The sequence below is a fragment of the Pseudonocardia sp. EV170527-09 genome (assembly GCF_008369905.1).
Classification (GTDB): Bacteria; Actinomycetota; Actinomycetes; order Mycobacteriales; family Pseudonocardiaceae; genus Pseudonocardia.
Genome location: NZ_VRMC01000039.1, coordinates 40,061 through 51,904, shown reverse-complemented (window position 1 = coordinate 51,904; position 11,844 = coordinate 40,061). Strand labels below are relative to the sequence as shown.

Here is an 11,844-nt window from a genome sequence, read left to right as displayed (position 1 = left end):
CAACGACTGAACACCCGACAAGGGGGTCAGTCCCAATCCGTCGTTACGGGGTTACTCCCAACCCGCCGTTGACAGCTGCAGACCCCGCAGCACGCCGACGCCGCCGTCGACGCCCTGACCTCCACCGCGGGCCGGTTCGTGCTCGCCTACGGCAACATCCACGACGCCCCCGCGAACTGGACCGCCGACCCCGGGTTCGCGGAGTTCGTGTCGCGGCGCATCACCCCCGGCGACGACATGCTGGGCTTCCAGCTGGCCTTCGACGTCACCGGCGACCCGGCGTTCCCCGAGCGTCCCGCGTTCGAGGTGGCCCGTGAGCTCGGCATCGGCGTCACCACCCACGCCGGGGTGTGGGGCGCCACGGGCGACGACGGCGTCCGGCTCATGCACGAGCACGGCTTCGCCGGCCCGGACACCGTCTACGTGCACGCCGCGTCGCTGTCCGCGGACTCCTACCACCGGATCGCCGCGACCGGCGGCTCGGTGTCGGTGTCCACCGAGAGCGAGCAGAGCGCCGGTCAGGGCTACCCGCCCACCTGGGCGCTGCGCGAGCACGGCATCCCGGTGTCGCTGTCGATGGACTCCTCGATGTGGTGGAGCGCGGACCTGTTCTCGGCGATGCGCACCACGCTGGGCGCCGACCGGTCCCGCGAGCACCTGGAGGCGCACGGGCGCGGGGACACGGTCACCCACTCGTCGCTGCGGGCCGAGCAGGTCGTCGAGTGGGCCACCCGCGGCGGGGCCCGCGCGATCGGGCGCGAGTCGGACCTGGGCTCGGTCGAGGTCGGGAAGAAGGCCGACCTGGTGCTGCTGCGCAACGACCACTCACCGGTGTCGTTCCCGGTGCTGCACCCGCACGGCCACGTGGCGTTCCAGGCCCAGCGCGGCGACGTGCACACGGTCCTGGTGGACGGGCGCGTGGTGAAGCGCGACGGGCGTCTCGTCGACGTCGACCTGCCCGCCGCCCGCGCCGCGGTCACCGCGACCGTGGAGCACCTGCGCGCGACGATGGGTGAGCAGGCGTGGCAGGCGGGGATGAACCCGGAGATCCCGGAGGCCAAGGTCCTCGACAACCCCTACACCTACACCGACTACCGCAGCGCGGCGACGCACGGCGGCTGAGCGGCGGCGCCCGTTCAGGCGGGGGCGCGGGCGACGAGGTGCGCCTCGCCGTCGCCCTCGCGGTGAGCGAGGACCTCGAGGCCGGCGAACGCGGCGGTGAGCTCCCCCGGCGCCGCCCGGAACGCCCCGCCCATGTCGCCGACCTCGGACAGGACCGTGACCACCAGAAGCCCTCCCGGGGCGAGCGCCGCGGCCATCGCCGGGTAGAGCGCCGGGTCGCGGAAGCGCTGGCACACGACGAGGTCGTAACGGTCGTCCTCGGCCGGGAACCCGGCGTCGAGGTCGGCCTCCACCCAGCGCACGCGACCGGGCGGCTGCTCGCGGGTCACGAGCTCGGCCCCCGCGGCGAGCGCGGCCGGCGACACGTCGACGGCGACGACGTCGAGCCCGCGCCCGGCCAGCCACACCGCGACGCTCCCCCGCCCGCAGGCCACGTCCAGCGCCCGGCCGGACGACGGAAGCAGGTCGAGGTGCCCGCGCAGGGCGTCCGGCGGAGCGGGGGTGCCGGTGCCGAGGGCGCGGTGCTTCGCGTCCCACCGGTCCCGGTCGGTCCGGGCCACGGCGGGCCTCAGCCCGCCAGGGCGGTCACGACGGCGTCGGTGACCGCGTCCAGCGGGACGTCCTGCTGCTCGCCGGAGACGAGGTCCTTGAGCCCGACGGTGCCGTTCTCCAGGTCCCGGTCCCCCAGGACCAGCGCGAACCGCGCCCCGGACCGGTCGGCGGACTTCATCGCGCCCTTGAGTCCCCGGCCGCCGTAGGCCAGGTCGACCCGCAGGCCCCGGGCCCGCAGCTGCGCGGCGATCACGACCAGGCGGCGCTGGGCGGCGTCGCCGAGGGACACCCCGAACACCTCGACCCGCGCGTCCGACCAGGGCTGGACACCCTCGGCGCGGCAGGCGAGCAGCGTGCGGTCGACGCCGATGCCGAACCCGACGCCGGACAGCTCCGGTCCGCCGAGGGTCGCCATGAGGCCGTCGTAGCGGCCGCCGCCGCCGATGCCGGACTGGGCGCCGAGGCCGTCGTGGACGAACTCGAAGGTCGTCTTGGTGTAGTAGTCCAGGCCCCGGACCATGCGCGGGTTCGGCGTGTAGGCGACGCCGAGGTCGTCGAGGTGGGCCAGCACGCGGGCGTGGTGGTCGGCGGCGGCGTCGGACAGGTGGTCCATCAGCAGCGGCGCGTCGGCCATCGCGGCGCGGATCTCGGGGCGCTTGTCGTCGAGCACCCGCAGCGGGTTGATCTCCGCCCGGGCCCGGGTCGCCTCGTCGAGGTCGAGCCCGGCGAGGAACTCCTGCAGCAGCGTGCGGTAGGCGGGGCGGCACTCGGCGTCGCCGAGGGAGGTGATCTCCAGCCGGTAGCCGGTCAGGCCGAGGGCCTTGAACCCCTCGTCGGCGATCGCGATGACCTCGGCGTCCAGGCCTGGGTCGTCCACCCCGATCGCCTCGACGCCGACCTGCTGGAGCTGCCGGTAGCGGCCGGCCTGGGGGCGCTCGTAGCGGAAGAAGGGTCCGGCGTAGCGCAGCTTGACCGGCAGCCCCTGCTTGTCGAGGTTGTGCTCGATCACCGAGCGGACCACGCCCGCGGTGCCCTCGGGACGCAGCGTCACCGAGCGGTCGCCGCGGTCGGCGAAGGTGTACATCTCCTTGGAGACGACGTCGGTGGACTCCCCCACCCCGCGGGCGTAGAGGCCGGTGTCCTCGAACACCGGCAGCTCGATGTGGCCGTACCCGGCGCGCTCGGCGGCGGCGGCGAGGGTGTCCCGCACGTGCACGAACCCGGCCGAGGACGGCGGGAGGTACTCGGGGATGCCCTTCGGCGCGGCGAACGGCTCGGGCCTGCGGGCCCGGCTCGCCTGCGGCTCGGTGGCGGTCACGGTGGGTGCACGTCCTCTCCGGGGATCAGATCGGGTCCTCCCAGCCTAGAACCGGTGTCTCTCAGCTTTCTCCCCAGGTCGCCCCGATACCCTCACCGCGCGTACGGATGATCAAGTCAGGGAGTTGGCGGGACGTGGCGACGAACGAGCAGCGCCGGGAGGCGGCCAAGCGCAAGCTGGAGGCGCAGCAGGCCCGCCGGGCCGAGCGCGAGCAGAAGCGCAAGCGGAACACGACGATCGCGGCCGTGGTGACCGTGCTGGTCGTCGTACTGGCCGCGGTCGGGATCTACGCGCTGACCTCGGCCTGGGGCGGCCCCGACGACGCCACCCCGCCCGCCGCCGCCCCGCCCGCCGGGAACGGCCCGGACACCTCCGGGCTGCCGACCGTCGCCCTGCCGAAGCGCCCGACGGCGCTGCCCGCCTCGGTGGACTGCACCTACCCCCGGTCGTCCGAGCCCGCGTCGAAGCCGGTGAACCCGCCGGCCGCCGGCGCCACCCCGGCCCAGGGGACGGTGACCGCGGACCTGCAGACCAGCGCCGGCCCGATCGACCTGACGCTGGACCGTGCCCTCGCGCCGTGCACGGTCAAGAGCTTCGCGAGCCTCGCGCAGCAGGGCTACTTCGACGGGACCTCCTGCCACCGGCTGACCACCAGCCCCGGCCTGCAGGTGCTGCAGTGCGGCGACCCGTCCGGCTCGGGCAGCGGCGGCCCCGGGTACTCCTTCGCCGACGAGGTGTTCCCCGGTCTCACCTACGGCCGCGGCCTGCTGGCGATGGCCAATGCCGGGCCGAACACCAACGGCAGCCAGTTCTTCATGATCTACGGCGACGCCCAGCTGCCCCCGAACTACACCGTGTTCGGCTCCATCGGCTCCGAGGGCCTCTCGACCCTGGACAAGGTCGCCAAGGGCGGCGAGTCCGGTGGCTCCGGCGACGGTGCGCCGAGCATCCCGGTCGAGATCCAGCGCACCACCCTCGGCTGACCGGCGCCCCGGTCCACCCCCCCGAGTGGGGTGGACCGGGGTCAGGCCGCGCTGGTGACGCGGTAGACGTCGTAGACGCCCTCGATGTTGCGCACCGCGTGCAGCAGGTGCCCGAGGTGCTTCGGGTCCCCCATCTCGAAGGAGAACCGGGAGATCGCGACCCGGTCGCGCGACGTGGTCGTCGTCGCCGAGAGGATGTTGACCTTCTCGTCGGCCAGGACCTTGGTGACGTCGGACAGCAGCCGGTGCCGGTCGAGCGCCTCGACCTGGATGGCGACCAGGAACACCGACTCCGGCGACACCGACCAGGTCACGTCGACCAGGCGCTCCTCGCGGGCGGTGAGGTCGCCGGCGTTGGTGCAGTCGGTGCGGTGCACGCTGATCCCGCCGCCGCGGGTGACGAACCCGAGGATCTCGTCGCCGGGCACCGGGGTGCAGCAGCGGGCGAGCTTGACGTAGAGGTCACCGAGGGACTGGCCGTCGGCGCCGGTGACGACGACACCCGCGTTGCCCGACGGGCGGCGGTGGCGGACCGTCGACGGCGTCGCCCGCTCGGCGAGCTCCTCCTCGGCCTCCTCCTCGCCGCCGAACCAGGCCACGAGGCGCTGCACGACGTGCTGGGCGCTGGCCTGGTGCTCGCCGACGGCGGCGTAGAGCGCGGAGACGTCGGAGTAGTGCATCTCCCGGGCGAGCGCGGACATCGCGTCGGCGGAGATGAGCCGCTGCAGCGGCATCCCGGTGCGGCGTGCCTCCCGGGTGATCGCCTCCTTGCCCTCCTCGACGGCCTCCTCGCGACGTTCCTTCGCGAACCACTGCTTGATCTTGGCCTTGGCCCGCGGGGACTTCGCGATCTGCAGCCAGTCCCGGCTCGGGCCGGCGTCCTCGGCCTTCGAGGTGAAGATCTCGACGACGTCGCCGGAGGACAGCTGGCGCTCCAGCGCGACGAGCTTGCCGTTGACCCGCGACCCGATGCAGCGGTGCCCGACCTCGGTGTGCACGGCGTAGGCCAGGTCGATCGGGGTGGAGCCGGTCGGCAGGGTGACGACGTCGCCCTTCGGGGTGAAGACGAAGATCTCCCGCGCGGCGAGGTCGAAGCGCAGCGAGTCGAGGAACTCGCCGGGGTCGGCGGCCTCGCGCTGCCAGTCGAGCAGCTGGCGCATCCACGCCATCTCCTCGACCTCGACCTCCTTGTTGCCGCCGCCCTTGACCTCCTTGTACCGCCAGTGCGCGGCGATGCCGTACTCGGCGGTGCGGTGCATGGAGTGGGTGCGGATCTGCACCTCGAGGGGCTTGCCGTCCGGTCCGATCACCGTGGTGTGCAGCGACTGGTAGACCCCGAACCGGGGCTGGGCGATGTAGTCCTTGAACCGGCCGGGCATCGGCTGCCACAGCGCGTGCACCATGCCGATCGCGGCGTAGCAGTCGCGGACCTCGTCGACGAGCACCCGGACCCCGACGAGGTCGTGGATGTCGTCGAAGTCGCGGCCCTTGACGATCATCTTGCGGTAGATCGAGTAGTAGTGCTTCGGCCGGCCCTCGACCTTCGCCGGGATCCGCGCGGAGTCCAGCTGGGCGGACACCTCGTCGATGACCTGGCGCAGGTAGGTGTCACGCGAGGGCGCCCGGTCGGCGACCAGCCGCACGATCTCCTGGTACTTCTTCGGCTGCAGGATCGCGAAGGACAGGTCCTCCAGCTCCAGCTTCACCGTGGCCATGCCGAGCCGGTGCGCGAGCGGGGCGAACACCTCGAGGGTCTCGTTCGCCTTCTTGACCTGCTTCTCCGGGCGCAGGAAGCGCATCGTGCGCATGTTGTGCAGCCGGTCGGAGAGCTTGATGACCAGCACCCGCGGGTCCCGCGCCATCGCGACGACCATCTTGCGGATCGTCTCGGCCTCGGCGGCGGTGCCGAACTCGACCTTGTCGAGCTTGGTGACCCCGTCGACGAGGTGCGCGACCTCGTCGCCGAAGTCGGCGCGCAGCCGTTCCAGGGAGTAGTCGGTGTCCTCGACGGTGTCGTGCAGCAGCGCCGCGACCAGCGTCGTGGTGTCCATGCCCAGCTCGGCCAGGATCGTGGCGACGGCGAGCGGGTGGGTGATGTAGGGGTCCCCGGACTTGCGGGTCTGCCCGTCGTGCTTGTCCTCGGCGACGTCGTAGGCGCGCTGCAGCAGCACCAGGTCGGCCTTGGGGTGCAGCGACCGGTGGACCGCGGCGAGCGGCTCCAGCACCGGGGTCACGATGGCGACACGCTGCGGGGTCATCCGCCGGGCGATCCGGGCGCGGACCCGGCGGGTCGCGGACGGGCGTGGCGGCTCGTCGTCGGCAGGCGACAGCGGCCGCGTGGCCGGGTGGGTGCTCGTCCGGTCGACCTCGGTCACCGCACCTCCTGCTCGTGCTCGGGTGGCGGGGAGGTCCCCGCCACCCGAGGATAGTCCGCGTTCGGGCCCGCGTCGTCGTCAGGCGTTCAGCAGGGCGTCGATCCGCAGGTCACCGAGCTTCGCCCGACCGTTCAGCGCGGTCAGCTCCAGCAGCGTGCCGAACCCGACGACCTCGGCCCCGACGTCGGCGAGCAGCGCGCAGGCCGCGGTGGCGGTGCCACCGGCGGCGAGCACGTCGTCGACCACGTAGACCCGGGCCCCCGGCTCGACGACGCCGGCCGGCAGCTCCAGGGTGGCGCTGCCGTACTCCAGGTCGTAGCTGCGCGACGCGGCGACCGCGGGCAGCTTGCCCGCCTTGCGGACCGGCACGGTCCCGACCCCGGCGACGAGCGCGACGGCGGCGCCGAGCAGGAACCCGCGCGCCTCCACCCCGACGACGAGGTCCGCCTGGCCGGCGCCCGCGGCCAGCTCGGTGGTGACGGTCGCGAAGGACTCCCCGTCCGCCAGCACCGGGGTGATGTCCCGGAACAGCACGCCGGGCTGCGGGTAGTCGGGCACCGAGCGGACCAGCTCGGCGACCCGGAGCAGGTCCTCTGCGGAGTCGCCGCTGATCCCGGGCCCGACCCGGATGCCGTCGACCTGTGCCCCGCTCACCCGCGACGCCGTCCGGTCTTGCCGGTCGGGCGGGCGCCGGGCCGCGGGGCGGCGGGTGCGGAGGAGCTCACGGCGGCGAGGGTATCGGTGGCCGGGCCGCCGTCGACGTCGGAGTCGGTCCCGGTGTCGGGCCCGGAGTCCGTCCCGCCGCGGCCGGCCGCGCGGGCACGCCGGGCCTCGACCCGGGCGGCCTGGTCCCGGACCCGCTTGTCGCGCAGCTTGATGTCCACCAGCACGGGGGTGGCCAGCAGCAACGAGGAGACGACACCGGAGATCATGCCGACCAGCTGGACCAGGGCCAGGTCGGCCAGGGTGCCGACGCCGAGCAGCCCGACGCCGATCACGAGCAGGCCGAGCACCGGCAGGATCGCGATCAGCGAGGTGTTCATCGACCGCATGAGTGTCTGGTTCAGCGCGAGGTTCGCGGCCTCGGCGTAGGTCCGCCGGGTCAGCTTGAGCAGTCCGCGGGAGTTCTCCCGGACCTTGTCGAACACCACGACGGTGTCGTAGAGGGAGAACCCGAGGATGGTGAGCAGCCCGATCACCGTGGCCGGGGTGACCTCCAGACCGATGATCGAGTACACGCCCGCGGTGACGACGATGTCGTTGATCAGGGCCACCAGCGCGGCGGCCGCCATCGCCCGCTCGAAGTAGAACGCCAGGAACAGCGTGACCAGCACGATGAACACGGCGAGCGCGATCAGCGCCTGCGTGGTGACCTCGCCGCCCCAGGTGCCCGAGACCTGCGAGTCGCTGATCGAGGCGGCGCTGGGGGTGCCGTCCGCGCCGAGCGGCTGCAGCTGGGTGAACAGCGCCTCGCGCAGCGGCACGAGCTGCTCGGAGGTCAGCGGCTCGGACTGCAGCACGATCGACGCGGCGTCGCCGGACCCGACGGACTGGGTGACCTCGGGCGCGGAGCCGATCACGCTCTCGTAGACCCGGTCGACCTGCTGGGTGCTGATCGCGCCGTTCGCCCCGGTGGCGGGCATCTGGATCTGGGAGCCGCCGGTGAAGTCGATCCCGAGGTTGAAGCCCCGGAAGACCAGCGACAGCAGGCAGATCGCGATGAGCACGCCGAACCCGATGTACCAGGTCTTCCGGCGGCCGATGATGTCGACGTTCGCGGTGCCGGTGGTGAGCCGGGTCCAGCCCGACATCGACTCGGGGTTCGTCATGCGCCCGCTCCCTTCCCGGTGGTGGCCGCGCGCCTGCCGACGGCCGGCTTCTCACGGCGGTGCCGCTGCCCGATCCGGTCGACCGCGCCGAGCCCGGACAGCCCGGGCCTGCCCAGCGACTTCGACCGGGAGATGAGCACGACCAGCGGGAACGTCACGAGGAACACGACGACGAGGTCGAGGACCGTGGACATGCCCAGGGTGAACGCGAAGCCGCGGACCTCGCCGACGGCCAGGATGTAGAGCACCGCGGCGGCGAGGAAGCTGACGGCGTCGGCGGTGAGGATCGTGCGCCGCGCCCGCTCCCAGGACCGCGGGACGGCCGAGCGGAACGTGCGGCCCTCCCGCATCTCGTCCTTGAGCCGCTCGAAGAAGATGACGAACGAGTCGGCGGTGATGCCGATGGCGATGATGAACCCGGCGACCCCGGCGAGGTCGAGGGTGAACCCGATCCAGCGCCCCAGCAGGATCAGCACCGCGTAGACGACCAGGCCGGACAGGGCCAGCGACAGGATCGTCAGGATGCCGAGCAGCCGGTAGTAGAACAGGCAGTAGGCGAACACCAGGGCCAGTCCGACGGCGCCGGCGAGCAGCCCGGCCTCCAGCGAGGCGAGCCCCAGGGTGGCCGAGACGGTCTGGGCGTTGCCGGAGTCGAACGACAGCGGCAGCGAGCCGTAGCGCAGCACCTGGGCGAGCTGCTGGGCCCGCTCCTGGTTGAACTGCCCCGAGATCTGGGTCTGCCCGTAGATCGGCTGGTTGATCGTGGGGGCCGAGACGACGTCGCCGTCGAGCACGAACGCCACGTTCTTGCCGACGTTGTTCGTCGTGTACTGCCCCCAGGTGTCGGCGCCCTGCGGCTTGAAGGTCAGCGAGACCACCCAGCCTGCGCCCTGCGGGTTCTGCTGGGCCTGGGCCGAGGCGATCTCGGTGCCCTCCAGGAAGGAGGGGCCGAGCAGGTACTTGTTCTGCTTGTCCTCGCTGCACGCGACCAGCGGCTTCGTCGGGTCGTCGTAGCCCTGCAGCGGGTCGGGGGCGTTGCAGTCCAGGGTCAGCAGCGCCTGCAGCTGGGTGGCCTGGTCGGTGCTCTGCCGGGTCTCACGGAGCTTCGCGACCTCGGCGGCGACCCGCGGGTCGTCCGGGGCGAGCCCGCCCGGGCCCGGAGCGGGGGACGGCGCAGGCGTCGGCGGCGGGTCCTGCAGCGGCGAGACCTGCGCGACCGGGGCGACGGGGCGGCTCTGCTCGCCCATCCCCTGCGGCTGCGCAGGGGCAGGGCTCGCGGGGGCCGGGCTCGCCGGGGCCTGGCCGGTCTGCGCGCCCTGGCCCGGTGCGGGCTGCCCGCCGGCGGCCTGGTTCGCCGGGACCGGGCCCTGCAGCACCTCACGGAAACGCAGCTGGGCGGTCTGCCCCAGGGAGCGGGCCTGCTCGCCGGCGTCACCGGGGACGGTGATGACGATGTTGCTGCCGTCCAGCTGGACCTCGGCGCCGCTGACACCGAGCCCGTTGACGCGCTGCTCGATGATGTCCTGCGCCTGGACCAGCTGGTCACGCGGCGGTGGCTGCCCGTCGGTGGTGCGCGCGGTGAGCGTGACGCGGGTGCCACCCTGCAGGTCGATGCCCAGCTTCGGCGTGAGGTTGCCGCCCCCGGTGAGGAACACCAGTGCGTACAGCACCACGACGATGCCTGCGAAGGCCGTCAGGTAGCGCCAGGGGCGCACGTGCTGCTGCCCCGACGACGTTGCCACGTGATCGTTCTCCTGATCCGACTCGTGCGGCGGCCGCGGCCGGCCTCACGGTCGGTCGCCGTCCCACCGGGCCGGTGCGGCAGAGCCGCGGCCGGACCCGGTACGGACGCCGAGGCCGCCGGAACGGGCCGTCCGGCCCGTTCCCGACGTGCTCAGTGGATGGTCGGCTTGTTCTCCGACGCGTCCTTGTCGGCCGGCTCGGCGACGGTCTCCTCCGTCGCCTCGTCGGTCGTGACCTTCTCCCGGATCGCCGCACGCAGCCAGGTGGTGACCACGCCGTCGGCGATCTCGAGGTCGATCGTGTCCTCATACGAGGCGTCGACGATGGTGCCCCGCAGCCCGGACGTGGTGACGACGACGTCGCCGTCCTCCAGCGCCTGCTGCATCGCCTGCGTCTCCGCCATCTGCCTGCGCTGCTTGCGGCCGTTGAGGAACAACGGCACGAACAGCAGCAGGATGATGAGGAACGGCAGCAGGGAGAAGATGCTCGAGCCGCCACCGGCCTGCTGGGCGAGAATTGATGTCATCGTGCGGGGTCTCCGTCTCGTCTCGTAATCGTGAGTGTGCCAGCCGGGACCGACACCGACGGCCTGCCCCCTCCCGGCGGCGGACCGCTCGTCGCAGTGCGGCGGGCCGAACGGCGTCGTCCGAGACCTGTCGACTGTCCGACCTGCCCCGGAACGAGTCGCACGCCCGGATCGTTCCGACGTCCCGGTCCGGGTCGCCGGTCGGGGCACGCGGTGTCCGGAGGGCTCCGCGCGGTGTGCGGGCACCAGGGTGCCCGTCGTCCCGGCCGGGCGCTGCCCGATCCGTTCGGTCCGTCCGGATCCTCCCATGTGCGACCGGCCGTGCGCTCCGGTGCCCCGGCGGCGCGCCCGGGTCAGAACAGCGGGTCGGTCCGGTGCCCGGCCGGCGCGTCCGCGGGCGGGGTGAGCCCGAGGTGGGTCCAGGCCAGCGGGGTCGCGACCCGCCCGCGCGGGGTGCGGGCGATCATCCCGGCCCGCACCAGGTAGGGCTCGCAGACCTCCTCGACGGTCCCGGGCTCCTCCCCCACCGCGACGGCGAGGGTCGACACCCCGACCGGGCCGCCGTGGAAGGAACGGACCAGCGCGCCGAGCACGGCGCGGTCGAGGCGGTCGAGGCCGAGCTCGTCGACGTCGTAGACGGCCAGCGCGTCGCGGGCGACCTCCCGGGTGACCACCCCGTCCGCACGGACCTCGGCGTAGTCGCGGACCCGGCGCAGCAGCCGGTTCGCCACCCGGGGGGTGCCGCGGCAGCGACCGGCGATCTCGGCCCCGCCGTCGGGGCGCAGGTCGATGCCGAGGATCCCGGCGGCACGGCGGAGCACCAGTTCCAGCTCGGGGACGTCGTAGAACTCCATCTGCCCGGTGAACCCGAACCGGTCGCGCAGCGGACCGGTCAGTGACCCGGCCCGCGTCGTGGCGCCGACCAGGGTGAACGGCGCGACCTCGAGCGGGATCGAGGTCGCCCCCGGGCCCTTGCCGACGACGACGTCGACCCGGAAGTCCTCCATCGCGAGGTAGAGCATCTCCTCGGCGGGCCGGGCGGTGCGGTGGATCTCGTCGATGAACAGCACGTCGCCGGGCACGAGGTTGGACAGCATCGCCGCGAGGTCCCCGGCACGCTCCAGCGCCGGGCCGGAGGTCAGCCGGATCGCGGCCCCCATCTCCTGGGCGATGATCATGGCGAGGCTGGTCTTGCCGAGCCCGGGCGGGCCGGACAGCAGGATGTGGTCCGGCGGGTCGCCGCGGCGACGGGCGCCCTCCAGCACCAGCTGCAGCTGCTCGCGGACCCGGGGCTGGCCGACGAACTCGGCCAGCGAACGGGGCCGCAGCGACGCCTCGACGTCGGTGTCCCCCGGCTGGACCCCGGCGTCCACGGCGCGCTCGTCGAGCCGGCCGC

Annotated in this window: 9 protein-coding genes and 1 pseudogene; 2 read left to right on the top strand and 8 right to left on the bottom strand. The window is 73.3% G+C overall.

Annotated elements, in window-relative coordinates; translation table 11 throughout:
* Positions 1-75: 75 nt before the first annotated feature.
* Positions 76-1,122: pseudogene (locus FVA95_RS14260) on the top strand (amidohydrolase family protein); the annotation flags it as partial.
* 14 nt (positions 1,123-1,136) lie between these two features.
* Here FVA95_RS14260 and FVA95_RS14255 read toward each other — a convergent pair.
* Both FVA95_RS14255 and hisS read right to left on the bottom strand, forming a co-directional pair.
* Positions 1,137-1,682: a bifunctional 2-polyprenyl-6-hydroxyphenol methylase/3-demethylubiquinol 3-O-methyltransferase UbiG gene (locus FVA95_RS14255; RefSeq protein ID WP_149664648.1), complete on the bottom strand. Its 546-nt coding sequence runs from the start codon at positions 1,680-1,682 to the stop codon at positions 1,137-1,139.
* Positions 1,683-1,690: 8 nt separating this feature from the next.
* Positions 1,691-2,992 carry a histidine--tRNA ligase gene (gene hisS, locus FVA95_RS14250; protein ID WP_149664647.1) on the bottom strand — a complete coding sequence of 434 codons (1,302 nt, stop codon included), beginning with the start codon at positions 2,990-2,992 and terminating at the stop codon, positions 1,691-1,693.
* Between the two features lie 134 nt (positions 2,993-3,126).
* On the opposite strand from hisS, the gene FVA95_RS14245 reads away from it, so the two are divergent.
* Positions 3,127-3,975 carry a peptidylprolyl isomerase gene (locus FVA95_RS14245; protein WP_149664644.1) on the top strand — a complete coding sequence of 283 codons (849 nt, stop codon included), beginning with the start codon at positions 3,127-3,129 and terminating at the stop codon, positions 3,973-3,975.
* Positions 3,976-4,016: 41 nt separating this feature from the next.
* Here FVA95_RS14245 and FVA95_RS14240 read toward each other — a convergent pair whose 3' ends face one another.
* The 6 genes from FVA95_RS14240 to ruvB all read right to left on the bottom strand — a co-directional run bounded on the left by FVA95_RS14240 (position 4,017) and on the right by ruvB (position 11,821).
* Entirely contained in the window at positions 4,017-6,305 is a 2,289-nt protein-coding gene (locus tag FVA95_RS14240) for a bifunctional (p)ppGpp synthetase/guanosine-3',5'-bis(diphosphate) 3'-pyrophosphohydrolase (RefSeq protein ID WP_149664652.1), read from the bottom strand.
* Positions 6,306-6,428: 123 nt separating this feature from the next.
* Positions 6,429-6,962, bottom strand: coding sequence for an adenine phosphoribosyltransferase (locus tag FVA95_RS14235; protein WP_205015860.1), 534 nt, complete (start codon positions 6,960-6,962; stop codon positions 6,429-6,431).
* A gap of 38 nt (positions 6,963-7,000) precedes the next feature.
* A complete protein-coding gene (gene secF, locus FVA95_RS14230) occupies positions 7,001-8,179 on the bottom strand; it encodes a protein translocase subunit SecF (RefSeq protein WP_020625471.1) in 1,179 nt (392 codons plus the stop codon).
* The gene (gene secD / locus FVA95_RS14225) at positions 8,176-9,921 is read right to left on the bottom strand and encodes a protein translocase subunit SecD (RefSeq protein WP_149664643.1); all 1,746 of its coding nucleotides are present in this window, start codon (positions 9,919-9,921) and stop codon (positions 8,176-8,178) included. The genes secF and secD overlap by 4 nt, the downstream gene beginning before the upstream one ends.
* A gap of 152 nt (positions 9,922-10,073) precedes the next feature.
* On the bottom strand, positions 10,074-10,448 hold the full coding sequence (yajC, locus tag FVA95_RS14220; RefSeq protein WP_020623496.1) for a preprotein translocase subunit YajC: 375 nt from the start codon (positions 10,446-10,448) through the stop codon (positions 10,074-10,076).
* Positions 10,449-10,801: 353 nt separating this feature from the next.
* A complete protein-coding gene (ruvB, locus tag FVA95_RS14215) occupies positions 10,802-11,821 on the bottom strand; it encodes a Holliday junction branch migration DNA helicase RuvB (protein WP_193564353.1) in 1,020 nt (339 codons plus the stop codon).
* Between the last annotated feature and the right edge of the window lie 23 nt (positions 11,822-11,844).